This is a genomic window from Pseudomonas sp. BN515, from assembly GCF_029873155.1.
GTDB lineage: Bacteria > Pseudomonadota > Gammaproteobacteria > Pseudomonadales > Pseudomonadaceae > Metapseudomonas.
Genome location: NZ_SSOH01000073.1, coordinates 174255 through 199174 on the forward strand (window position 1 = coordinate 174255; position 24920 = coordinate 199174).

General features: G+C 63.3%; 21 protein-coding genes. 9 read left to right on the forward strand and 12 right to left on the reverse strand.

The window, feature by feature from the left end; translation table 11 throughout:
* Positions 1-4: 4 nt before the first annotated feature.
* The 11 genes from lpxD to rpsB form a co-directional block, all read right to left on the reverse strand.
* Positions 5-1066: a UDP-3-O-(3-hydroxymyristoyl)glucosamine N-acyltransferase gene (gene lpxD, locus E8E91_RS19950; protein WP_280378131.1), complete on the reverse strand. Its 1062-nt coding sequence runs from the start codon at positions 1064-1066 to the stop codon at positions 5-7.
* Positions 1066-1569, reverse strand: coding sequence for an OmpH family outer membrane protein (locus tag E8E91_RS19955; protein ID WP_120654865.1), 504 nt, complete (start codon positions 1567-1569; stop codon positions 1066-1068). The genes lpxD and E8E91_RS19955 overlap by 1 nt, the downstream gene beginning before the upstream one ends.
* 42 nt (positions 1570-1611) lie before the next feature.
* Positions 1612-3963, reverse strand: coding sequence for an outer membrane protein assembly factor BamA (gene bamA, locus E8E91_RS19960; RefSeq protein WP_280378133.1), 2352 nt, complete (start codon positions 3961-3963; stop codon positions 1612-1614).
* A gap of 74 nt (positions 3964-4037) precedes the next feature.
* Entirely contained in the window at positions 4038-5390 is a 1353-nt protein-coding gene (gene rseP / locus E8E91_RS19965) for a sigma E protease regulator RseP (protein ID WP_280378136.1), read from the reverse strand.
* Positions 5391-5429: 39 nt separating this feature from the next.
* On the reverse strand, positions 5430-6620 hold the full coding sequence (gene ispC / locus E8E91_RS19970; RefSeq protein ID WP_280368206.1) for a 1-deoxy-D-xylulose-5-phosphate reductoisomerase: 1191 nt from the start codon (positions 6618-6620) through the stop codon (positions 5430-5432).
* Positions 6617-7432, reverse strand: coding sequence for a phosphatidate cytidylyltransferase (locus tag E8E91_RS19975; protein ID WP_280368204.1), 816 nt, complete (start codon positions 7430-7432; stop codon positions 6617-6619). Before E8E91_RS19975 ends, ispC begins: the two co-directional genes overlap by 4 nt.
* Positions 7426-8187 (reverse strand): polyprenyl diphosphate synthase, encoded by a 762-nt coding sequence (gene uppS / locus E8E91_RS19980; protein ID WP_280378138.1) that lies wholly within the window; start codon positions 8185-8187, stop codon positions 7426-7428. The genes E8E91_RS19975 and uppS overlap by 7 nt, the downstream gene beginning before the upstream one ends.
* Positions 8188-8201: 14 nt before the next feature.
* Entirely contained in the window at positions 8202-8759 is a 558-nt protein-coding gene (frr, locus tag E8E91_RS19985; RefSeq protein WP_280368199.1) for a ribosome recycling factor, read from the reverse strand.
* Positions 8756-9499, reverse strand: coding sequence for a UMP kinase (pyrH, locus tag E8E91_RS19990; protein WP_044873768.1), 744 nt, complete (start codon positions 9497-9499; stop codon positions 8756-8758). The genes frr and pyrH overlap by 4 nt, the downstream gene beginning before the upstream one ends.
* A 200-nt stretch (positions 9500-9699) precedes the next feature.
* Positions 9700-10569: a translation elongation factor Ts gene (tsf, locus tag E8E91_RS19995; RefSeq protein WP_280368197.1), complete on the reverse strand. Its 870-nt coding sequence runs from the start codon at positions 10567-10569 to the stop codon at positions 9700-9702.
* A 126-nt stretch (positions 10570-10695) separates the two neighbouring features.
* On the reverse strand, positions 10696-11436 hold the full coding sequence (rpsB, locus tag E8E91_RS20000; protein WP_280368195.1) for a 30S ribosomal protein S2: 741 nt from the start codon (positions 11434-11436) through the stop codon (positions 10696-10698).
* A 265-nt stretch (positions 11437-11701) separates the two neighbouring features.
* Here rpsB and map point away from each other — a divergent pair, with 265 nt between their 5' ends.
* The 7 genes from map (at position 11702) to E8E91_RS20035 (ending at position 19720) form a co-directional block, all read left to right on the forward strand.
* Complete coding sequence (map, locus tag E8E91_RS20005; protein ID WP_280368193.1) at positions 11702-12484, forward strand: type I methionyl aminopeptidase; 783 nt, start codon at positions 11702-11704, stop codon at positions 12482-12484.
* Positions 12485-12514: 30 nt separating this feature from the next.
* Positions 12515-15217 (forward strand): [protein-PII] uridylyltransferase, encoded by a 2703-nt coding sequence (locus tag E8E91_RS20010; protein ID WP_280378139.1) that lies wholly within the window; start codon positions 12515-12517, stop codon positions 15215-15217.
* A gap of 76 nt (positions 15218-15293) precedes the next feature.
* Positions 15294-16490 (forward strand): succinyldiaminopimelate transaminase, encoded by a 1197-nt coding sequence (gene dapC, locus E8E91_RS20015; protein ID WP_280368163.1) that lies wholly within the window; start codon positions 15294-15296, stop codon positions 16488-16490.
* Positions 16491-16509: 19 nt separating this feature from the next.
* On the forward strand, positions 16510-16857 hold the full coding sequence (locus E8E91_RS20020) for an ArsC family reductase (protein ID WP_280378141.1): 348 nt from the start codon (positions 16510-16512) through the stop codon (positions 16855-16857).
* A gap of 78 nt (positions 16858-16935) precedes the next feature.
* Positions 16936-17970, forward strand: a complete 1035-nt coding sequence (gene dapD / locus E8E91_RS20025; RefSeq protein ID WP_280378143.1) for a 2,3,4,5-tetrahydropyridine-2,6-dicarboxylate N-succinyltransferase — start codon at positions 16936-16938, stop codon at positions 17968-17970.
* A 143-nt stretch (positions 17971-18113) separates the two neighbouring features.
* A complete protein-coding gene (locus E8E91_RS20030; RefSeq protein WP_280378147.1) occupies positions 18114-19319 on the forward strand; it encodes a cysteine desulfurase in 1206 nt (401 codons plus the stop codon).
* A complete protein-coding gene (locus E8E91_RS20035) occupies positions 19316-19720 on the forward strand; it encodes a SufE family protein (protein ID WP_280378150.1) in 405 nt (134 codons plus the stop codon). The genes E8E91_RS20030 and E8E91_RS20035 overlap by 4 nt, the downstream gene beginning before the upstream one ends.
* 213 nt (positions 19721-19933) lie before the next feature.
* On the opposite strand, the gene tcdA is transcribed toward E8E91_RS20035, so the two are convergent.
* Positions 19934-20737 carry a tRNA cyclic N6-threonylcarbamoyladenosine(37) synthase TcdA gene (tcdA, locus tag E8E91_RS20040; protein ID WP_280378151.1) on the reverse strand — a complete coding sequence of 268 codons (804 nt, stop codon included), beginning with the start codon at positions 20735-20737 and terminating at the stop codon, positions 19934-19936.
* 152 nt (positions 20738-20889) lie between these two features.
* Here tcdA and E8E91_RS20045 point away from each other — a divergent pair, with 152 nt between their 5' ends.
* Both E8E91_RS20045 and E8E91_RS20050 read left to right on the forward strand, forming a co-directional pair.
* Positions 20890-22041, forward strand: coding sequence for an iron-containing alcohol dehydrogenase (locus tag E8E91_RS20045; RefSeq protein ID WP_280378153.1), 1152 nt, complete (start codon positions 20890-20892; stop codon positions 22039-22041).
* A gap of 254 nt (positions 22042-22295) precedes the next feature.
* Positions 22296-24890 carry a glycosyltransferase gene (locus E8E91_RS20050; protein ID WP_280378155.1) on the forward strand — a complete coding sequence of 865 codons (2595 nt, stop codon included), beginning with the start codon at positions 22296-22298 and terminating at the stop codon, positions 24888-24890.
* Positions 24891-24920 lie beyond the last annotated feature (30 nt).

A 24920-nucleotide genomic window follows, 5' to 3' on the forward strand; every position in this document is an offset into this window, starting at 1 on the left:
TGAATCACGCTTCTGATGAAGCATCCCCGCCCGGGGTCACTGCCGCCAGGCGTTTTTCCAGTTGCTGCAGACGACGCGCCATGTCGTCCAACTGGCGAATCCGGGCAGCACTCTTCTTCCAATCCGCGGCGGTCTGCATCGCGGTACCGGAGGAGTAGGCTCCCGGCTCGGTGATATTGCGCGTCACCATGGTCATGCCGGTGACGAATACGTTGTCGCACACTTCAATGTGGCCAACCATGCCCACGCCGCCTGCGATCATGCAGTTACGGCCAATCTTGGTGCTGCCGGAAATACCGACGCAGCCGGCCATGGCGGTGTTGTCACCGACCTGCACGTTGTGCGCGATCATGATCTGGTTATCCAGCTTCACGCCATTGCCGATCAGAGTATCGGAGAGTGCACCACGGTCGATGGTGGTGTTGGCACCGACTTCAACATCGTCACCCAGGGTCACACCACCGATCTGCGCGATCTTCTGCCAGACGCCCTTTTCATTGGCGAAGCCGAAGCCCTCACCGCCGATCACGGCGCCAGACTGGATTACCACGCGCTTGCCGATCTTCACATCGTGATAGAGGGTCACACGCGGAGCCAGCCAGCCGCCTTCACCGATGACGGTGCGGGCACCAACCACGCAGTGGGCACTCAAGGTCACACCAGCGCCGATCTGCGCGCCGGACTCGATCACCACGTAGGCGCCAACACTGGCGCTCGGGTCGACCTTGGCATCGGCCGCGACCACGGCGGTCGGATGAATACCCGGTTGTGCCTTGGGCTTGGGATCGAACAGGTGGGAAAGCTCGGCGTAGGCCAGGTAAGGATTGGCCACGACCAGGGCATCGCCAGCAAAGCCTTCTGCGTCGGCTGCGGTCAGCAGCACGGCGGCGGCCTTGGTATCGACGAGGAACTTGCGGTACTGCGGATTGGCCAGGAAGGTGAGCTGGCCAGGGCCGGCCTCCTGCAAGGTGGCCAGGCCGCTGATAGCCTTGTCCTCGGAGCCACGCAGGGTGGCGCCGAGACGTTCGGCCAGTTGGCCGAGGGTGAAGACCGGGGCAGCCATCATCAACGCTGCTGGTTCATGCGCTCGATGACCTGGCGGGTGATGTCGTACTGCGGCTTGACGTCAACCACAGCACCACGCTCCAGCACCAGGTCATAGCTGCCTTGCTTCAGGACTTCTTCGACAGCCTTGTCCAGCTTCGGCTTGAGCTGCTTGAGCATGTCGCGATCAGCAACGGCCTTGGCTTCGTTCAGTTCCTTGGACTGGAACTGGAAGTCACGGGCCTTCTGCTTGAACTCGAGCTCCAGACGCTCACGCTCGGCCTGCTGCATCTTCTCGCCATCTTTCACCAGACGGTCCTGAATACGCTTGGCGTCGCTTTCCAGAGTCTTCAGCTTGTTCAGCTGGGGACCGAACTTCTTTTCGGCGTCGACGGCGTATTTCTTGGCTGCGTCGGATTCCAGCAGGGCCATCTGATAGTTCAGTACCGCAATCTTCATTTCCGCAAAGGCCGGAGTCGCCATCATGGCAGCGGCCACCAGAACGAATTGAGTCAACTTACGCACGATGCAACTCCTGCAACACATACTGTTGTCTTGAAATAATACTTAGAAGGTCTGGCCCAGGGAGAACTGGAATACCTGGGTATCGGCATTGTCCGGTTTCTTGACGGGCATGCCCAGACTGAAGCTCAGCGGTCCCAGCGCGGTAATCCAGGTCAGGCCCACACCCACGGAGCTGGCCAGATCACCGGCGTTGATGCTGCTGCAGTTGGTCGCGGTGGACGAGCAACTGGTGTCGAACACGTTACCCACGTCCCAGAACAGCACGGTACGCAGCTGGCGCTGGTCCTTGACGAACGGCATCGGGAACAGCAATTCCACACCGCCCTGGATCAGCACGTTGCCACCGAAGGGCAGCGGGTCCTGGTCCGGGTCGAATGCGGTACCCGGGTTCGTACCCTTACTCGGCGTACTGCGCGGGCCGAGGCTGCTGTCTTCGAAGCCACGAACGGAGTTGAAACCACCGGCGAAATAATGCTCGTAGAACGGCAGCTCGGAGGTGGAACCATAGCTGTCGCCGTAGCCCAGCTCAGTGTGCCAACGCAGAGCGGTGCTCTGGCTCAGCGGAGTGAACAGCTGGCCGCGATAGTCGAGCTTGTAGAACGACAGGTCGCTACCCGGGATGGTGCTTTCCAGCACCAGGCTCTGGGAATGGCCACGAGTGGCCAGCACGCCCTTGTTCAGCGTCGATTCGGACCAGCCGATGGAGCCCTTGAAGTTCAGGTAGCTGTCGCCTTCCTGTTCGAGGAAATCGAAGATCTCGTCGACGGTGTAGATACCGGTGTTGATCTTGTCCTGCTGTACGGTCAGGCCGTAGGTCAGGCGCGCGGTCTCGCTGATCGGGTAGCCGATGCTGACGCCGGCACCGTAGCTGTCAACGGCATAGCTGGACACATCGGTATCGAGATCGTCGTAGTCGGTGCTGCGATAGAAGGCGTTGTAGCCCAGGCTGACGCCATCCGGAGTCCAGTAGGGATCGACGAAACCGAAGTTGTAGCGGGTCTGGTACTCGGAACGGGTCAGGCCGATGCTGACCTTGTTACCGGTACCCAGGAAGTTGTTCTGGCTGATGGAACCGCCGAGGATCAGGCCGGCGCTCTGGGCGAAGCCCACGCTGGCGGTGATGGAGCCGGACGGCTGCTCTTCCACGGTGTAGTTGACGTCGACCTGGTCATCGGTGCCGGGCACCTGCGGGGTTTCGACGTTCACTTCCTTGAAGAAGCCGAGGCGTTCCAGACGGGTCTTGGACTGGTCGATCAGGTAGGTCGAGGCCCAGCCACCTTCCATCTGGCGCATTTCGCGACGCAGCACTTCGTCTTCAGTCTTGGTGTTGCCGCGGAAGTTGATGCGATTGACGTAGGCGCGCTTGCCCGGATCCACCACGAAGGTGATGGAAACGGTGTTGTCCTCGTCGTGAGCTTCCGGCACGCCGTTGACGTTGGCGAAGGTGTAGCCCTCGTTACCCAGGCGGCGGGTGATCAGTTCGGAAGTGGTGGTCATCACCTTGCGCGAGAACACCTGGCCCTGCTGTACCAGCAGCAGCTTCTTCACTTCGTCCTCGGGCACCTTGAGGTCGCCGGAGAGTTTCACTTCGCGAACGGTGTACTTCTCGCCTTCATCGACGTTGACGGTGACGTAGACGTGCTTCTTGTCCGGGGTGATGGATACCTGGGTGGAGGAGATATCCATGTTGATGTAGCCGCGGTCCAGGTAGTAGGAACGCAGGCGCTCCAGGTCACCGGACAGTTTCTCGCGGGCGTACTTGTCATCATTCTTGAAGAAGGACAGCCAGTTGGTGGTCTTCAACTCGAACAGGTCGATCAGGTCTTCGTCAGGGAAGACGGTATTGCCGACGATGTTGATGTGCTGGATGGCCGCGACAGAGCCTTCGTTGATCTTGATCTTCAGGGCCACGCGGTTGCGCGGCTGCGGAATCACTTCGGCTTCGATCTCTGCGGAGTAGCGGCCCTGGGCCACGTACTGGCGCTGCAGCTCGTTACGTACGCCTTCGAGGGTGGCGCGCTGGAAGATCTCGCCTTCGGAGAGGCCGGATTGTTTCAGGCCCTTGAGCAGGTCTTCGGTGCTGATGGCCTTGTTGCCCTCGATCTCGATGCTGGAAATCGACGGACGCTCGACTACGGTGATAACCAGGACGTCGCCATCGCGACCCAGCTGGATGTCCTGGAAGAAGCCGGTCTTGAACAGTGCGCGGGTGGCTTCGACCAGACGGCGGTCGTCGGCGGTGTCACCGACGTTGAGCGGCAGGGCACCGAACACGCTGCCGGCGGAAACCCGCTGCAGGCCGTTGACGCGGATGTCGGAGATGTTGAAGGACTCGGCGTGAACCTCGGCGATCATGAGTGCGGCAAGCACCGCAGGTAGCAGCAGGCGTTTCATGAAGTCCTTTTTTATTCCAACCGGTAATAAAGAATCTGCCGCGCAAGGCGGCAGACTCGAAAATCAGTGACTCGTTACAGACGGCTCAGATCGTTTACCAGGGCGAGCAACATCACCCCTACGACCAGACTGATACCGATCTGCACCCCCCAAGCCTGCACCCGCTCTGACAATGGGCGACCTCGCGCCAATTCGATCAGGTAGAACAGCAGGTGCCCCCCATCAAGGACGGGAATTGGCAACAGATTGAGAACCCCCAGGCTTATGCTCAGATAGGCGAGGAAATTGAGAAAATCCCCCACCCCGGACTGGGCCGAAGCGCCCGCCACTTTAGCAATGGTTATCGGCCCGCTCAAGTTTTTTACCGAGAGCTCGCCAAGCAACATTTTCTTTAGGGAATCCAGAGTTAGCAGGCTCATGGACCAGGTCCTGGCCGCTGCTTCGGTCGCCGCATCGAGCGGGCCGAAACTGACTTCCCGGAGCATTTCCGCCGGCCAGTCGACACCTTTCACCCCCGCACCGAGGTAGCCACTGCGTGCCTCACCCTCACCACGGGAAGCCAGGGTCACCTGAACGTCACGCGCCTGGCCCTGAGTCTCGACACTGAGAGTGATGCGCTCGGCGGGACGCTTGCGTACCCGCTCGACCAGTTGCTGCCAGTCGTCCAACGGTTGGCCGTCCAGGGCCAGCAGACGGTCGCCTACCTTGAGGCCGGCAGCCTGGGCCGGTCCTTTGGGATCCAACTCATCGAGGATCGGCGGGATAGCCGGGCGCCAGGGGGCAATACCCAGGGCGCCAATCGGATCAGGCTCTTCCACGCCCTTGAGCCAGTCGTTCAGCTGCAGTTCACGGAACTCTTCGGTGGTGGCGCCGGCCTCGCGGACGCCCACCTGCAAGGATCCGGATTCGCCCAGACGGCGGATCAGCTGCAAGTTGACCTGGGACCAGCCAGTGACTGCCTTGCCATCGACCGAAACGATTTCCTCGCCGACCTCAAGGCCTGCGCGGGCAGCAATACTGTCGGGTGCAATGCTGCCGATGACCGGTTTGACCTGCTGGCTGCCGAGCATCGCCAGCACCCAGAAGAACAGCAGCGCAAGGAGGAAGTTGGCGATGGGACCGGCCGCAACGATGGCAATGCGCTGACCCACCGGTTTGCGATTGAAGGACTGTCCGAGCAGTTCCGCGGGTACTTCGGCCTCGCGCTCGTCCAGCATCTTCACGTAGCCGCCAAGGGGAATGGCAGCTACGACGAACTCCGTGCCGTGGCGATCATGCCAACGGAACAGCGGCATGCCGAAGCCGACGGAGAAACGCAGGACCTTGACCCCGCAACGCCGGGCCACCCAGAAGTGACCGAACTCGTGGAAGGTCACCAGCACCCCGAGAGCAATCAGGGTGCCAAGAATCATGTACACAGCGCTCATCGGTTTCCTCCGGAGCAAGCGACCACTGAAGGCCGGCCGCTAGCGCCCTTGACGGACCAACCACTGCTGCGCCGCGGCCCTGGCTCGGGCGTCAGCTTGCAGCACGGAGTCCAGCGTTTCGACCGCACTCGCCGCTTCGCGGTTCAGCACTTCGTCGATGATACTCGCGATCTCGGTGAAGCGGATGCGCCTACCCAGGAAGGCCGCAACAGCCACCTCGTTCGCGGCATTGAGCATCGCCGGGGCACTACCGCCCTCCTCCGCCGCCTGTCGAGCCAGGCGCAAGCAGGGGAAGCGCCCTTCGTCCGGGGCCTGGAAGTCCAGGCGGGCCACGGCGAACAGATCCAACGGCGATACGCCGGAATCGATGCGTTCCGGCCACGCCAGCGCGTGGGCGATGGGGGTGCGCATGTCCGGATTGCCCAGTTGGGCCAGTACCGAACCGTCCACGTAGTCCACCAACGAGTGGATCACACTCTGCGGATGGATCACCACTTCCACCTGGGCCGGGCGCGCATCGAACAGCCAGCAGGCCTCGATCAACTCCAGCCCCTTGTTCATCATGCTGGCCGAATCCACGGAAATCTTGCGCCCCATGGACCAGTTGGGATGCGCGCAGGCCTGCTCAGGAGAAACCTCTGGCAACTGCTCCAGCGGCATCTCTCGGAACGGGCCGCCGGAAGCGGTCAGCAGAATGCGGCGCACGCCTACGGGCGCCAGTCCACGGGCGTAATCCCGGGGCAGGCATTGGAAAATCGCATTGTGTTCGCTGTCGATCGGCAGCAACACGGCACCGCTCTTGCGCACGGCCTGCATGAACAGGGCGCCGGACATCACCAGCGCTTCCTTGTTGGCCAGCAGGACGCGCTTTCCCGCCTCAACCGCAGCCAGGGTCGGCTTGAGACCGGCAGCGCCTACGATAGCGGCCATCACAGCGTCGACCTGCGGGTGAGCGGCGACCTCGCAAAGCCCTTCCTCACCCACCAGGACACGCGTCTTAAGCCCGGCCGCCAGCAGACCGCCTTGCAGATGACGGGCGGAATCGGCATCCGGCACTACAGCGAATTCGGGGCGATGGCGCAGGCACAGGGCCTCCAGCTCGCTCAGTCGGCTGAAGCCGCTGAGGGCGAAGGCCTGATAACGATCAGGATGGCGAGCAACGACATCCAGGGTGCTGAGGCCGATGGAGCCGGTAGCCCCCAGCACGGTAATGCGTTGCGGCTGACTCACAGGGCACCCCAGCCGGCAGCCCAGAGCAGCGCGGCGAACAGCGGGATGGCCGCAGTCAGGCTGTCGATGCGGTCCAGCACGCCACCATGACCCGGCAGCAGGTTACTGCTGTCCTTGATGCCGGACTGGCGCTTGAACATGCTTTCGGTCAGGTCGCCCACGACCGAGATCAGCACTACCAATGCGGCGCCAGCCAGGGCCAGTACAAGCTCCGAACCCACCCAGCCACGGTAGAAACCAACACCCACGGTGATCGCCAGGCTGGCCAGCAGACCACCCACCAGCCCTTCCCAGCTCTTGCCGGGGCTGACGTTGGGTGCAAGCTTGCGCTTGCCGAATGCCTTGCCGGAAAAATAGGCGCCGATATCGGCTGCCCAGACCAGGACCATCACGGCGAGAATCAACCAATTGGCCAGCGGCCATTGCTTGAACAGCACCAGCCCCTGCCAGGCGGGCAGCAGGATCAACAGACCGATGACCAGCTTGCCCGGCGTACCACCCCAGTAGCGGCTCGTTTCGGGATACCCCAGCACGAGGATGGTCGCCGCCCCCCACCAGAGCACGCCGAGCACCAGGACCAGCGGCGCCAGTGCCGGCGCGAGATATAGCCCATAGAGCAGTGCAGCGACGAGCAGGCCATAGGCGACACGCAGCGGCTGTGAGGAGAAGCCCGCCAGGCGCGCCCACTCCCAACCACCGAGGCTTACCACGGCACCGATGAACAGAGCGAAGGCGCCGCCATCCAGCCAGAAGAAGCCCGCGAGGGCGATGGGCAGCAACACCAGGGCGGTGATGACGCGTTGTTTCAGCATTTGGCTCGGGCCTCGGCTTCTAGCTGCTCGCTTGTCTTGCCGAAGCGACGCTGGCGCTTGGCGAAATCGGCCAGCGCCTTGCGCATGGCTTCGTGCTTGAAGTCAGGCCAGAAGAGATCAGAGAAATACAGCTCGGCATAGGCGAGCTGCCAAAGCAGGAAGTTGCTGATGCGATGCTCGCCACCCGTGCGGATGCACAGGTCGGGCAACGGCAGATCGCCGGTGACCAGGCAGCTTTGCAGCAACTGCGGAGAAATGTCGTCGACCTGCAGGTGACCAGCCTGGACCTCACGCGCCAGGCGCTGTGCGGCCTGGGTGATGTCCCACTGACCGCCGTAGTTGGCGGCGACCTGAAGGACGAACTTCTGATGGGTGGAGGTCAGTTGCTCGGCTTCGCGCATGGCGGCTTGCAGCTCCGGATGGAAGCGCGAGCGGTCGCCAATGATGCGCAGGCGGATGTCGTTCTGGTCCAGGCGCCGAGCCTCGCGGCGCAGCGCCCCCAGGAACAGCTCCATCAGGGCGCTGACCTCATCAGCCGGACGCTGCCAGTTCTCACTGGAGAAGGCGAACAGGGTGAGCACCTCGACACCGGCCTCGGCACACACCTCGATCACCGCCCGGACCGCGTCCACGCCGGCCTTGTGTCCGGCGACGCCAGGCAGCAGGCGCTTCTTCGCCCAACGGTTGTTACCGTCCATGATAATCGCCACATGCCGTGGCACCGCGGGGTTCGCGCCTTGCTGGTTCTTGTCCATGGCGATACCGGACGTCAAACGGCCATCAGGTCTTTTTCTTTGGTTTCCAGAGCCTTGTCGACTTCGCCAACGAACTTGTCGGTCAGCTTCTGGACGTCGTCAGCGGCACGACGCTCGTCGTCTTCGCTGATTTCCTTTTCCTTGACCAGATCCTTCAGCTGCGCCAGGGCATCACGACGGATGTTGCGCACGGCAACACGGGCGTTTTCGGCTTCGGCACGCGCCTGCTTGGTGAAGCCCTTGCGGGTTTCCTCGGTCAGGGCGGGCATCGGCACACGAATGGTGGTGCCGGCAGTAGCCGGGTTCAGGCCCAGGTCAGAGGTCATGATGGCCTTTTCCACAGCCTGGATCATGCTCTTGTCGAACACGGTCAGGGCCAGGGTGCGGGAGTCCTCGGCTATCACGTTGGCCACCTGGCGCAGCGGAGTGTCGGCGCCATAGTAGGAGACCATGACGCTGTCCAGAATGCTCGGGTGCGCACGCCCTGTGCGGATCTTGGCGAAAGCATGATCCAGCGATTCCAGGGTTTTCTTCATGCGCTCCTGCGCTTCTTGCTTGATCTCGTTGATCACTGTTCGCCCTCCTCGATCAGGGTTCCTTCGGCGCCGCCGACCACGATGTTCAGCAGGGCACCCGGTTTATTCATATTGAAGACCCGCAGCGGCATCTTCTGATCACGGCACAGACAGATGGCCGTGAGGTCCATGACACCCAGCTTGCGATCCAGCACCTCGTCATAGGTCAGGCGCTCGAACTTCTCGGCATTGGGGTCCTTGAACGGGTCGGCAGTGTACACGCCATCGACCTTGGTGGCTTTCAGCACCACGTCAGCATCCACTTCGATGGCTCGCAGGCAGGCGGCCGAATCGGTGGTGAAGAACGGGTTGCCGGTGCCGGCGGAGAAGATCACCACTTCGCCGGAGCTCAGGTGACGCATGGCCTTGCGGCGGTCGTAGTGGTCGGTCACGCCGACCATGGAAATGGCCGACATCACGATGGCGGGGATGTTGGAACGCTCCAGCGCATCACGCATGGCCAGGGCGTTCATCACGGTGGCAAGCATGCCCATGTGGTCGCCGGTTACCCGATCCATGCCAGCGGCGCTCAGGGCCGCACCACGGAAGAGGTTGCCGCCGCCGATCACGAGGCCGACCTGGACGCCGATACCGACCAGTTGGCCGATTTCCAGCGCCATACGATCGAGGACCTTCGGATCGATACCGAACTCCTCGGAGCCCATCAGGGCCTCACCGCTGAGTTTGAGCAGAATGCGTTTGTAGCGAGGTTGGCGGCCACTCACCTGCTGAGCCATTGCGTATCTCTCCTGCGGCGCTATTGAATTCATGGGCATCAAAGCCCGGTGTACTGGCGAGTCCTGAGACTACGCAAACGGCAATTGGTGCCCGGCTACCGGGCCCGCCGCTGGAACCGCCCCGAAATGGCTCCCCAGTTTGACGAAGAGGCCGCACGCGTGAGCGGGCAGCCTCTTACGGGGCGACAGCCGAAGCCGTCTTATTGCTTGGTAGCGGCGACCTGGGCAGCTACTTCGGCAGCGAAGTCGACTTCGACTTTCTCGATGCCTTCGCCTACTTCGTAACGAACGAAGGAAACGATTTCGGCGCCGGCTTTCTTGGCCAGGTCACCGACCTTGACTTCCGGATCCTTGACGAAAGGCTGCTCGACCAGGCTGGCTTCGGCCAGGAACTTGGCGATACGGCCCTTGACCATGTTCTCGACGATGTTTTCCGGCTTGCCGGCGATCTTGTCGGCGTTCAGGGCCAGGAAGATTTCCTTTTCCTTGGCAACGGCTTCTTCGGAAACTTCGGCCGAGCTCAGGAACTGCGGGTTGCTGGCAGCCACGTGCATGGCGATGTCCTTGGCCAGTTCCGGGGTGCCGCCCTTCAGGTTCACGACTACGCCGATGCGGTGGCCGTGCAGGTAGGCACCAACCACGTCGCCTTCAACGCGGGTCAGACGACGGATGTTGACGTTTTCGCCAGTCTTGGAAACCAGGGCCAGACGAGCTTCTTCGCGGGACTCGACCAGCGGAGCGGCGTCGGTCAGCTTCTCGTTGAAAGCCTGTTCCAGGGAAGCGGCAACGAAGCCTTTGAAGTCGTCCTGCAGAGCCAGGAAGTCGGTCTGGGAGTTGACTTCGATGATGACGGCAACCTTGTTGTCGTCTGCCACTTTGACAGCGATGGCGCCTTCGGCAGCGATGTTGCCAGCCTTCTTGGCAGCCTTGATGGCGCCAGCGGCGCGCATGTCGTCGATGGCCTTCTCGATGTCGCCTTCAGCGGCGGTCAGGGCCTTCTTGCAATCCATCATGCCCAGGCCGGTACGCTCGCGCAGTTCTTTAACCAGGGCTGCAGTAATCTCTGCCATGTCGCAATCCTCTTGAATAGGTTTTCAACCATTCAGCCCGGAGACCGGGCATTCACAATTCGGAGGTGGCAAAAAGGGGGCCTAGCCCCCTTCTTGCGCACCGGGTAACGCTAGACGGCTGTCAACTCAGCCTTCTGCGGCCTCGGAAGCAGCTTCTTCGACGAACTCGTCAGGACCGCCAGCGGCATTCTGACGACCGCGGATTACAGCATCAGCAACGCTGGAGAGGTACAGCTGAACGGCGCGGATGGCGTCGTCGTTACCCGGGATGACGTAATCAACGCCTTCAGGGCTGCTGTTGGTATCGACGACACCGATAACCGGGATGCCCAGCTTGTTGGCTTCGGTGATAGCGATGCGCTCGTGGTCAACGTCGATCACGAACAGAGCGTCCGGCAGGCCGCCCATGTCCTTGATACCGCCCAGGCTGCGCTCGAGCTTCTCGAGGTCGCGGCTGCGCATCAGAGCTTCTTTCTTGGTCAGTTTGGCGAAGGTGCCGTCCTGGGACTGGGTTTCCAGATCGCGCAGGCGCTTGATGGACTGACGGATGGTCTTGTAGTTGGTCAGCATGCCGCCGAGCCAGCGGTGATCGACGTACGGGGAGCCGCAGCGAGCAGCTTCTTCACGAACGATCTTGCCAGCGGAGCGCTTGGTGCCGACGAACAGAACCTTGTTTTTGCCAGCAGCCAGTTTCTCAACGAAGCTCAGGGCGTCGTTGAACATCGGCAGGGTTTTTTCAAGGTTGATGATGTGGATCTTGTTGCGCGCGCCGAAAATGTACTTGCCCATTTTCGGGTTCCAGTAACGGGTCTGGTGGCCGAAGTGCACACCGGCCTTCAGCATATCGCGCATGTTGACTTGGGACATTTCAATTCCTCGATAAGTCGGGTTAGGCCTCCACGTATCCCAATATCCAACCCTTTCGGGCACCCAGGAGATCGTGTCGATACGTGTGTGGGTTAAAAGCTTCCGGACAGCACGTCCGTAAAGCGGCGCGTTTTATAGCACAAAAAGCTGGGTAGAGCTACTGCAACGATACGCCTCAAATCAGGTGCTTTCCTCCCTGACGCTTATGGCTTGCGGCTTGAAGCTGTTAATATCAAGCCTTTTCCGTTTGCGCCCGAGAGCCAATATGACCGTCACCATCAAGACGCCCGCAGAAATCGAGAAAATGCGCGTTGCCGGCCGCCTGGCCGCCGAAGTGCTGGAGATGATCGGCGAGCATGTCAAACCCGGCGTGACTACCGAGGAACTGGACCGCATCTGCCATGACTACATCGTCAACGTGCAGCAGGCCATCCCCGCTCCCCTGAACTACAAGGGGTTCCCCAAGTCGATCTGCACCTCGGTCAACCACGTGGTGTGCCACGGCATCCCCAACGAGAAGCCGTTGAAAGATGGCGACATCGTCAACATCGACGTCACCGTCATCAAGGACGGCTACCACGGCGACACCAGCAAGATGTTCATGGTGGGCAAGGCGCCGGAATGGGCCGACAAGCTCTGCCGCGTGACCCAGGAGTGCATGTACAAGGGCATCCAGCTGGTAAAACCGGGCGCACGCCTGGGCGATATCGGTGAAGTGATCCAGAAGCACGCCGAGAAGCTGGGCTATTCGGTGGTCCGTGAATACTGCGGCCACGGCATCGGCGCCGTGTTCCACGAAGAGCCCCAGGTCCTGCACTACGGCCGCGCCGGTACTGGCATGGAGCTCAAGGAAGGCATGACCTTCACCATCGAGCCGATGATCAACCAGGGCCGCCCGGAAACCCGCCTGCTGGGCGACGGCTGGACCGCCATCACCAAGGACCGCAAGCTTTCCGCGCAGTGGGAGCACACCGTCCTGGTGACCGCCGACGGCTATGAAATCCTGACGTTGCGCAGCGACGACACCCTGTCGCGCACCTCGCCCTGATCACCCACCTTATATAAGGAACGCCGCCCCATGCCGCAGGTGGATCCCGAGTTGTTCGACCGCGGGCAGTTCCAGGCGGAACTGGCCTTGAAGTCCAGCCCCATCGCTGCCTTCAAGAAAGCCATTCGCCAGGCCCGCGATGTGCTCGACAACCGTTTCGCCAACGGCCGCGACATCCGTCGCCTGGTGGAAGACCGCGCCTGGTTCGTCGACCAGATCCTGCGGGCGGCGTGGGGGCGCTTCGGCTGGAGCGAGGACGCCGACATCGCCCTGCTGGCCGTGGGCGGCTACGGGCGCGGCGAGCTGCACCCCTTCTCCGATATCGACTTGCTGATCCTGCTGGACAGCGCCGATCACGAAGTCTTCCGCGAACCCATCGAAGGCTTCCTCACCCTGCTCTGGGACATCGGACTGGAAGTGGGCCAGAGCGTGCGCTCGGTGGCCGAATGTGCCGAAGAGGCGCAGGCCGACCTGACGGTGGTGACCAACCTGATGGAAAGCCGGACCATCGCCGGTCCCGAACACCTGCGTCAGCGCATGCTGGAGGTCACCAGCCCCGAGCAGATGTGGCCGAGCAAGCACTTCTTCCTCGCCAAGCGCAACGAGCAGAAGGCGCGCCACGCCAAGTACAACGACACCGAATACAACCTGGAACCCAACGTGAAGGGTTCCCCGGGTGGCCTGCGCGATATCCAGACCATCCTCTGGGTCGCCCGCCGCCAGTTCGGCAGCCTCAACCTGCACGGCCTGGTGCAGCAGGGCTTCCTGATGGAAACCGAGTGCAGCATGCTGGCCTCCAGCCAGGAATTCCTCTGGAAGGTGCGTTACGCCCTGCACATGCTGGCCGGACGCGCCGAAGACCGCCTGCTGTTCGATCACCAGCGCAAGATCGCCTCCCTCCTCGGCTTCGAGGACGGCGACGGCAAGCTCGGCATCGAACGCTTCATGCAGAAGTACTACCGGGTGGTGATGGGGGTTTCCGAGCTCAGCGACCTGATCAACCAGCACTTCGAGGAAGTCATCCTGCGCGCTGGCGAGACCGGTCAGGCGCAGCCGTTGAACAGCCGTTTCCAGTTGCGCGACGGCTATATCGAGGTGACCCACCCGAACGTCTTCAAGCGCACCCCCTTCGCCATGCTGGAAATCTTCGTGCTGATGGCCCAGCACCCGGAGATCAAGGGTGTGCGCGCGGACACCATCCGCCTGCTGCGGGACAGCCGTCATCTGATCGACGACGATTTCCGCAAGGACATCCGCAACACCAGCCTGTTCATCGAGCTGTTCAAGTCCACCCAGGGCATCCACCGCAACCTGCGGCGCATGAACCGCTACGGCATCCTCGGCCTGTACCTGCCGGAGTTCGGCCAGATCATCGGGCAGATGCAGCACGACCTGTTCCACATCTATACGGTGGACGCCCACACGCTCAACCTGATCAAGCACCTGCGCAAGCTGAAGTGGCCGGAGCTGGCGGAGAAGTTCCCCCTGGCCAGCAAGCTCATCGACAAGCTGCCCAAGCCGGAGCTGATCTACCTCGCCGGCCTCTATCACGACATCGGCAAGGGCCGTGGCGGCGACCACTCCGAACTGGGTGCCGTGGACGCGGAAATCTTCTGCGCCCGCCACCAGTTGCCGGTATGGGACTCGCGCCTGGTGGCCTGGCTGGTGCAGCACCACCTGGTAATGTCCACCACGGCTCAGCGCAAGGACCTCTCCGACCCGCAGGTGATCTACGACTTCGCCCGCCTGGTGGGCGACCAGACCCGCCTGGATTACCTCTACGTGCTCACCGTGGCCGACATCAACGCCACCAACCCGAGCCTGTGGAACTCCTGGCGCGCCAGCCTGCTGCGCCAGCTCTACACCGAGACCAAGCGCGCCCTGCGCCGCGGCCTGGAAAACCCGCTGGATCGGGAAGAGCAGATCCGCCAGACCCAATCCGCCGCCATCGACATCCTGGTGCGCAACGGCATCGACCAGGACGAGGCCGAGCAGCTCTGGAGCCAGCTGGGCGACGACTACTTCCTGCGCCACACCGCCAACGACGTGGCCTGGCACACCGAGGCGATCCTCCAGCACCCGGCCGGCAACGACCCGCTGGTGCTGATCAAGGAAACCGCCCAGCGCGAGTTCGAGGGCGCCACCCAGATATTCATCTACGCGCCGGACCAGCACGACTTCTTCGCCGTGACCGTGGCCGCCATGTCGCAGCTCAACCTGAACATCCACGACGCGCGGATCATCACCTCCACCAGCCAGTTCACCCTCGACACCTACATCGTGCTCGATGCCGACGGCGGGCGGATCGGCGAGAACCCGGCGCGCATCCGCGAGATCCGCGAAGGCCTGATCGACGCCCTGAAGAACCCGGACGAGTACCCGGCCATCATCCAGCGCCGCGTACCGCGCCAGCTCAAGCACTTCGCCTTCCCGCCGCAGGTGACCATCTCCAACGACGCCCAGCGCCCGGTGACCATTCTAGAACTGATCGCCCCCGACCGCCCCGGCCTGCTGGCGCGCATCGGGCGCATCTTCCTGGAGTTCGACCTGTCGCTGCAGAACGCCAAGATCGCCACCCTCGGCGAGCGGGTGGAAGACGTGTTCTTCGTTACCGACGCCAACAACCAGCCGCTCTCTGACCCCGAGCTCTGTCTACGGCTGCAGGAGGCCATCGTCTCCCAGCTGTCCGACGCCAACGGCAAGAGCCTGGACCCGACACGAATAAGCATCTGAACCCGTAGGGTGCAATAAGGCCGCAGGCCGGATTGCACCGTTTGACCCACGACCTCCCTGTTGACGCCCTACAACCATGAATGACGCCCTGAACCAGCTGCAGCCCTACCCCTTCGAGAAACTCCGCGCCCTGCTGGCCGGCGCCCAGCCGCCGGCGGAGAAAAAGGCCATCGCCCTGTCCATCGGCGAGCCCAAGCACCGCTCCCCGGCCTTCGTCGCCGAGGCGCTGTCGGCCAGTCTCGATCAATTGGCGGTCTACCCCACTACCCTGGGCATCCCGGCCCTGCGCGAAGCCATCGCCCAGTGGTGCGAAGGCCGCTTCAAGGTGCCCGCCGGCTGGCTTGACGCCGCCCGCCACGTGCTGCCGGTGAACGGCACCCGCGAGGCGCTGTTCGCCTTCACTCAGGCTGTCGTGAACCGTGCCGACAACGGCCTGGTGGTCAGTCCGAACCCCTTCTATCAAATCTACGAAGGTGCGGCCCTGCTGGCCGGCGCCGAGCCCCATTACCTGCCGTGCCTGGCGGAGAACGGTTTCAACCCGGACTTCGACGCCGTGCCGGCGGACGTCTGGCAGCGCTGCCAGATCCTCTTCCTCTGCTCCCCGGGCAACCCCACGGGTGCGCTGATCCCGGTGGAAACGCTGAAGAAGCTGATCGCCCTGGCCGATGAGCACGACTTCGTCATCGCCGCCGACGAGTGCTACAGCGAGCTCTATTTCGATGAGCAGAACCCGCCCGCCGGCCTGCTCACCGCCTGCGCCGAACTGGGCCGCTCGGACTTCAAGCGCTGCGTGGTGTTCCACAGCCTGTCCAAGCGCTCCAACCTGCCGGGCCTGCGCTCCGGCTTCGTTGCCGGCGACGCCGACATCCTCAAGTCCTTCCTGCTGTACCGCACCTACCACGGCTGCGCCATGCCGGTGCAGACCCAACTGGCCAGCGTCGCGGCCTGGAACGACGAAGTCCACGTACGCGCCAACCGCGCCATGTACCGCGAGAAATTCGACGCCATGCTGGATATCCTTGGCCCGGTGCTGGACGTACAGCGTCCCGACGGCGGTTTCTACCTCTGGGCGAAGACCCCGGTGGACGACGAAACCTTCACCCGTGAGCTGTTCGCCCGCGAACACGTCACCGTGGTTCCCGGCTCCTACCTGTCGCGCGCCGTCGATGGCTTCAACCCCGGCGCCGGCCGCGTGCGCATGGCCCTGGTGGCCCCGCTCGCCGAATGCGTGGAAGCCGGCGAACGCATCCGCCACTTCATCAAGGGCCTGTGAGATTCGAAGGAAAGACACCATGAGCATCACCCTCTACGGCATCAAGGCCTGCGACACCATGAAGAAGGCGCGCACCTGGCTCGAAGAGCAGGGCGTGGCCTACAGCTTCCATGACTACAAGGCATCGGCCATCGACCGCGCCAACCTGGAGAAATGGTGCGCCGAGCATGGCTGGGAAACCGTCCTGAACCGTGCTGGCACCACCTTCCGCAAGCTGGAAGACGCGCAGAAGGCCGACCTGGACCAGGACAAGGCCGTCGCCCTGATGCTGGCCCAGCCGTCGATGATCAAACGTCCAGTGCTGGACCTGGGTGATCGCACCTTGGTCGGTTTCAAACCGGACCTTTACGCCGCCGCATTCAAGTGACTTGCCAGGGCGCGGTGCCGGGACTGCTTCCCAGTAACCGCCCCATCTGATCAACACCCTTCAGCAAGAGGAATCCCCATGTCCAACGCTCTCTTCAGCATCGCCTTCGGCGTCGGCACCCAGAACCGCCAGGGCAACTGGCTGGAAGTCTTCTACGCCCTGCCGCTGCTCAAGCCGTCCGAGCAACTGGTCGCTGCCGTCGCTCCCGTGCTCGGTTACAGCGCCGGCAACCAGGCCATCACCATCAGCAACGCCCAGGCCGCTCAATTGGCCACTGCGCTGAAGGATATCGACGCCGCCCAGGCCGCCCTGCTGACCCGCCTGGCCGAAAGCCACAAGCCGCTGGTCGCCACCCTGCTGGCCGAAGACGCCGCACTGACCTCCACCCCGGAGGCCTACCTCAAGCTGCACCTGCTGTCCCACCGCCTGGCCAAGCCGCACGGTCTGAACCTGACCGGCATCTTCCCGCTGCTGCCGAACGTTGCCTGGACCAGCCAGGGCGCCATCGACCTGTCCGAACTGGCAGAGCGTCAGCTGGAAGCCCGCCTGAAGGGCGAGCTGCTGGAAGTCTTCTCCGTGGACAAGTTCCCGAAAATGACCGACTACGTGGTCCCGGCCGGCGTGCGCATCGCCGACACCGCCCGCGTACGCCTGGGCGCCTATGTGGGTGAAGGCACCACCGTGATGCACGAAGGCTTCATCAACTTCAACGGCGGCACCGAAGGCCCGGGCATGATCGAAGGCCGCGTTTCCGCTGGCGTCTTCGTCGGCAAGGGCTCTGACCTCGGCGGCGGCTGCTCCACCATGGGCACCCTGTCCGGCGGCGGCAATATCGTCATCTCCGTGGGCGAAGGCTGCCTGATCGGCGCCAACGCCGGCATCGGCATCCCGCTGGGCGACCGCAACATCGTCGAAGCCGGCCTGTACATCACCGCTGGCACCAAGGTGGCACTGCTGGACGACCAGAACCAGCTGGTGAAAGTGGTCAAGGCCCGCGACCTGGCTGGCCAGGCTGACCTGCTGTTCCGCCGCAATTCGCAGAACGGTGCTGTCGAGTGCAAAACCAACAAGACTGCCATCGAGCTGAACGAAGCCCTGCACGCTCATAACTGAGCCAGGGTCCCGAAGCCTCGGCTTCGGGACAGCTTCCGACCAGGCCCGGACGCTCGTTTACACTCAGTAGACCGTGCATCCGGGCCTGTTCGCGTTCGAACCGGCCTTAACTCGCAACGCTTCCATTTCCGTGTGCCGCAGCAATGTCCCTGAACTCCCCCTGGCGCTCCGACTTCCCCGCCCTTTCGGCCCTTGAAGCCGAGGGCCAGACCTACCTCGACAGCGCCGCCACCTCGCAGAAGCCCCAGGCGGTGCTCGACGCCCTGCTCGGCTACTACGCCAGCGGCGCAGCCAATGTGCATCGTGCCCAGCATCTGCCGGGCGAGCGCGCCACCCGCGCCTTCGAAGGGACACGGACACTCGCGGCACAGTGGTTGAATGCCGCTAATCCGGCGGAAATCCTCTTCACCCGCGGCGTCACCGAGGCGATCAACCTGCTGGCCTATGGCCTGGAGCATCTGTTCCAACCAGGCGATGAGATCGTCATCAGCGCCCTGGAACACCACGCCAACCTGCTGCCCTGGCAGCAATTGGCCCTGCGCCGGCAGCTCAAACTGGTGGTTTTGCCGCTGGATGATCGCGGCGTGATCGACCTGGAACAGGCGCGCCGGCTGATCGGACCGCGTACCCGCCTGCTGGCGGTGAGCCAACTGTCCAATGTGCTCGGTCGCTGGCAGCCGTTGACCGAGCTGCTGCCCCTGGCTCGTGGTCAGGGCGCCATTACCGTGGTCGACGGTGCCCAGGGCGCGGTACATGGCCGCCATGACGTCCAAGCAATGGGTTGCGACTTCTATGCGTTCTCCAGCCACAAGCTCTATGGCCCCGACGGCGTCGGCGTGCTTTACGGTCGCAGCGAGGCACTGGCGCGTCTCAGGCACTGGCAGTTCGGCGGTGAGATGGTCCACACCGCTGCTTACCAGAGTGCCGACTTCCACGGCGCCCCTCTGGGCTTCGAGGCTGGCACCCCGGCCATCGCCTCGGTGATCGGCCTGGGCGCCGCACTGGATTACCTGGGCAACCTCGACGCCGCCGCCATCGCCGGCCATGAAGCAGCCCTGCACGCCAAACTCCTGGCCGGGCTCGCTGCACGAGACGGCGTGCGCCTGCTGGGCGACCCCGAACTGGCGCTGGCCAGTTTCAGCATCGAAGGCGTGCATAACGCCGACCTCGCACATCTGCTTACCGAGCAGGGCATCGCCGTGCGTGCCGGCCACCACTGCGCCATGCCACTGATGCACCGCCTCGGCCTGCAAGGCGCCATCCGCGTGTCCCTCGGCCTTTATAACGACGGCAATGACCTGGAGCGCTTCTTCGGCGCCCTGGACAAGGCTCTGGAGATGCTGCGATGACCCTGCCCGCCAAGGCCCGGGAAGCCCTGGACGTATTCACCGCCGCCGGTGGCTGGGAACAACGTGCGCGCCTGCTGATGCAATGGGGCGAACGACTGGAAGCCCTGAGCGATGCCGAACGCAGCGATGCCAATCGGGTGCATGGCTGTGAAAGCCAGGTCTGGCTGATCGCAGAGCACCAGGGCGAGCACTGGCATTTCCGTGCGGCCAGCGACGCACGATTGATCCGCGGCCTGCTGGCGGTCCTGCTGGCACGCGTTGACGGGCTGGAAGGTAGCGAACTGGCTGGAATCGACCTGGCGGACTGGTTCAATCAGCTGGGATTGGGCCGGCAACTGTCGCCATCGCGCAGCAATGGCCTGAACGCGGTACTCAAGAAAATGCGTGAACTGAGCCTGTAGGGGCGAATTCGTTCGCTGTGTCTGCATTGAGTGTTGCAAGTAGCTGCATTGCCCGTAGGAGCTGGCTTGCCAGCGAATAGCCCCTTTCGCTAGCAAGCTAGCTCCTACAAGGCTCCTGGACGGATGGGCGATCTCTGGCAATAGCCAACAAGGCGCGCCCGTCGTGCCCGGAATCGTTGGGCCTCGTTCCTCGGCACCAACCTACCAGGAGCCTTATCCCGCAGTGCGCTCCGACGGCCTGCGCGCCCCGGCCACCAACTTATCCACAATCCGCGCCGCCGCCACCATGCCAAAGGTGGCAGTGACCATCATCACCGCGCCAAAGCCGCCGGCGCAGTCCAGCTTCACGCCTTCGCCGACGAAACTCTTCTGCTGGCACACCGAGCCATCCGGCTTCGGGTAGCGCAGCTGCTCCGTCGAGAACACGCAGGGCACGCTGTAGGTGCGCCCTGGCGTGCGGGAGAAGTTGTAATCGCGGCGCAGGGTCGAACGCACCTTGGCCGCCAGGGGGTCGTTGAAGGTCTTGTTCAGGTCGGCGACCTGGATCTGAGCCGGGTCCACCTGGCCACCGGCACCGCCGGTGGTGACGATCTGGATCTTGCGCCGCTTGCACCAGGCGATCAGGGCCGCCTTGGCCGCCACGCTGTCGATGCAGTCGATCACCGCATCCAGTTCAGGGGTGATGTACTCGGCCATGGTCTCGCGGGTCACGAAGTCGGCCACCGCATGGACCACGCAAGCCGGGTTGATGGCGCGGATGCGCTCGGCCATCACGTCCACCTTGGCCTTGCCCACGGCGCCTTCGATGGCATGCACCTGGCGGTTGGTATTGGTGATGCAGACGTCGTCCAGGTCGAACAGGGAGATCTCGCCCACCCCGGAGCGCGCCAGGGCCTCCGCCGCCCAGGAGCCCACGCCGCCGATGCCGACCACCGCCACATGGGCCGCCTGCAACCGGGCGAGTCCATCCAGGCCATAAAGCCGGGCAATGCCGCCGAAACGCTCGTCTGTATTCATGCCGATCACTCCCATCGCCAACCTTCGGGCGGGCGCGCATTATAGGAAGCGCTCTCCTTCGGCCCAAGTCCATTGGCGCTGAATGGTGGCCCATAGATCCGGGCCCGGTCCGCCAGGGCTATAGTCGGCCGATAACAACAACGGAGCCGGTCATGCGCAATTTCACCTTCTATAACCCCACCCGCATCCATTTCGGCGAAGGCCAGATCAGCAAACTGGGGCGGGACGTGCCCGCCGGCAGCCGGGTCCTGGTGACACACGGCGGCGGCAGCATCTTCCAGAACGGTGTCTGGCAGCAGGTAGAGGAAGCGCTGGACGGGTATCAGCTGGTCCGTTTCGGCGGAATCGAGGCCAATCCGCAGTTCGATACCCTGGTCAAGGCCGCCGAGCTGGCCAAGGCCGAACGCTGCGACTTCATCGTCGCCGTCGGCGGCGGCTCGGTAATCGATGGCAGCAAGTTCATCGCCGCCGCAGCCTGCTACGACGGCGACCCGCTGGACCTGCTCAGCGGCAAGCGGATCACCGCCGCCCTGCCCATGGGCTGCGTGCTGACCCTGGCCGCCACCGGCTCGGAGAGCAACCCCCACGGCGTGGTCACCCATGTCGCCCGCCAGGAGAAGCTGCCCTTCTCCAGCGCCCTGCTCTATCCGCGTTTCGCCATCCTCGACCCGCGCACCACTTTCAGCCTGCCCCCCCGGCAGATCGGCAATGGCGTGGTGGATGCGTTCGTCCACACCATCGAGCAGTACCTGACCTACCCAGCCGACGCGCCGCTGCAGGACCGCTACGCCGAAGGCCTGCTGTTGACCCTGATAGAAGAAGGCCCCAAAGCGCTGGCCAACCCCGACGATTACGCCGTGCGCGCCAACCTGATGTGGTGCGCCACCCAGGCGCTGAACGGCCTGCTCGGCTGCGGCGTTCCCCAGGACTGGTCGACCCACATGATCGGTCACGAGCTGACCGCGCTCTACCACATCGACCACGCCCAGACCCTGGCCGTGGTGCTGCCGGCACTGCTGGCCGAGCGCCGCCAGGTCAAGCGCGAGAAGCTGCTGCAGTACGCCTCCCGCGTCTGGGGCTTGAAGGAAGGTGACGAAGAACAGCGTATCGATTCCGCCATCCAGGCCACCCGCGATTTCTTCAAGCGCATGGGCGTGCCCACCCGTTTGTCCGAACACGGCCTGGATGCCGATGTGATCCCCCAGGTACTGGCGCAACTGGAGCGGCACGGCATGACCGCATTGAGCGAGCGGCGCGACCTTGACCTGGAAATCAGCGAGCGCATTCTGTTGAGAGCGCTCTGACGCGATACCAGCCTCCGAGGCGGCATTTCGCCACATCGGGAGAACTTCTGGCGCCAAAGACAAACAAACCATCTGGCGGGGCGGCCATCCGGCTCCCCCGTCTGGTTGCAATCTATACAGCTGTTGGGCGCCGGGGTAGGATTCGCGCCGGCCAGCAATTCGCTGGCCCTACCCCCGGTTTCGTATGAAAAACCGCCTGATGCAGGCCGTTCTCCTATGGGACCCAGTTCCTCGATTCGGAACCCTTGACCTCTATGCCATCGCGTAAATTTGGACTCAACCTGGTGGTCTTCGTGGCGGTTGCCGCGTTGTTCACCGGTATCTGGGCGCTTTACAACCGCCCGGTCACCGCGCCGGACTGGCCGGAACAGATCTCCGGTTACTCCTTCTCGCCGTTCCGCGCGGACCAGAACCCACAGCAGAACCGCTACCCCAACGACGACCAGATCCGCCAGGACCTCGAACTGCTGAGCAAGCAGACCGACAACATCCGGACCTACTCGGTGGACGGCACCCTGGCCGACATCCCGCGCCTGGCAGAGGAATTCGGCCTGCGGGTGACCCTGGGCGTGTGGATCAGCCCGGACGAGGAACGCAACGAGCGCGAGATCGCCAAGGCCATCGAAATCGCCAACGCGTCCCGCAGCGTGGTTCGCGTGGTGGTAGGTAACGAGGCCCTGTTCCGTCGCGAAATCAGCCGCAAGGACCTGATGGTCTACCTGGACCGCGTCCGCGCCGCCGTGAAGGTGCCGGTGACCACCTCCGAGCAGTGGCACATCTGGCTGAAATACCCGGAACTGGCCAAGCACGTCGACCTCGTGGCAGCCCACGTGCTGCCTTACTGGGAATTCGTGCCGATGGAGGACTCCACCGAATTCGTCCTGGAGCGCGCCAAGGACCTGAAAAAGGCCTTCCCGAAAAAGCCGCTGCTGCTGTCCGAAGTGGGCTGGCCGAGCAACGGCCGCATGCGTGGCGGTGCTGACGCATCCCAGGCCGACCAGGCCATCTACCTGCGCACCCTGGTCAACGCCCTCAACGCCAAGGGCTACAACTACTTCGTGATCGAAGCCTTCGACCAGCCGTGGAAGGCCAGCGACGAGGGTTCGGTGGGCGCCTACTGGGGCGTCTACAACCTCGACCGCCAGCCCAAGTTCGCCTTCGAAGGCCCGGTGATCGCCATTCCGCAATGGCGCATGCTCGCGGTGGCCTCGGTGGTCATGGCCCTGCTGGCCCTGGCCCTGATGCTGATCGACGGCAGCGCCCTGCGCCAGCGCGGTCGCACCTTCCTCACCTTCGTCGCCTTCGCCGGCGGCTCGGTGCTGGTGTGGATTGCCTACGACTACAGCCAGCAGTACAGCACCTGGTTCAGCCTCACCGTGGGTCTGCTACTCGGCGTCGGTGCCCTGGGCGTGTTCATCGTGCTCCTCACCGAAGCCCATGAACTGGCCGAGGCGGTCTGGGTGCGCAAGCGCCGCCGTCCGTTCCTGCCGGTGCTGGCCGACAGCGCCTACCGTCCGAAAGTGTCGGTGCACGTGCCCTGCTACAACGAGCCGCCGGAGATGGTCAAACAGACCCTCGACGCCCTGGCCAACCTCGACTATCCGGACTACGAAGTCCTGATCATCGACAACAACACCAAGGACCCGGCCGTCTGGGAACCGGTGCGCGACTACTGCGAACAGCTGGGCCCGCGCTTCAAGTTCTTCCACGTCGCCCCGCTGGAAGGCTTCAAGGGTGGCGCGCTGAACTACATCCTGCCGTACACCGCGCCGGATGCCGAAGTCGTGGCGGTGATCGACTCCGACTACTGCGTCGACCGCAACTGGCTGAAGTACATGGTTCCGCACTTCGCCGACCCGGAAATCGCCGTGGTGCAGTCGCCCCAGGACTATCGCGACGGCAACGAGAATACCTTCAAGCGGCTCTGCTACGCCGAGTACAAGGGCTTCTTCCACATCGGCATGGTCACCCGCAACGACCGCAACGCCATCATCCAGCACGGCACCATGACCATGATCCGTCGCAGCGTGATGGACGAGCTGAAGTGGGCCGACTGGACCATCTGCGAAGACGCCGAGCTGGGTCTGCGTGTGTTCAAGAGCGGCTATGCAGCGGCTTATGCGCACGAGAGCTTTGGCCGCGGTCTGATGCCGGACACCTTCATCGACTACAAGAAGCAGCGTTTCCGCTGGGCCTACGGCGCCATCCAGATCATGAAGGGTCACGCCCGCAGCCTGTTCCTGGGCAAGGATTCCAAGCTCAAGCAGGGCCAGCGCTACCACTTCATCGCTGGCTGGCTGCCCTGGGTCGCCGATGGTCTGAATATCTTCTTCACCATCGGTGCCCTGCTCTGGTCGGCGGCCATGATCATCGTGCCGCAGCGGGTCGACCCGCCGCTGCTGATCTTCGCCATCCCGCCGCTGGCGCTGTTCTTCTTCAAGGTGGGCAAGATCGTGTTCCTCTACCAGCGCGCGGTGGGGGTCAACCTGAAGGACGCCTTCTGCGCGGCGGTGGCGGGGCTTGCGCTCTCGCACACCATCGCCAAGGCGGTGCTCTACGGATTCTTCACCAAGAGCATCCCGTTCTTCCGCACACCGAAGATGCGTAGCAATCACGGCCTGATGATGGCCCTGGCCGAGGCCCGCGAAGAAGTCTTCGTGATGCTCCTGCTGTGGGGCGCTGCCATCGGCATCGCCATCGTCCAGGGCATGCCCAGCCCGGATGTGAAGTTCTGGGTGGCCATGCTGCTGGTGCAGTCGCTGCCTTACCTGGCGGCGCTGATCATGGCGCTGCTCTCCTCCCTGCCCAAGGGCCAGGAAGAGGAGCAAGAGGAGGTCGCTACCGCCTGATAGGCGAGCGAAACCCCTAAACGGCGGCCA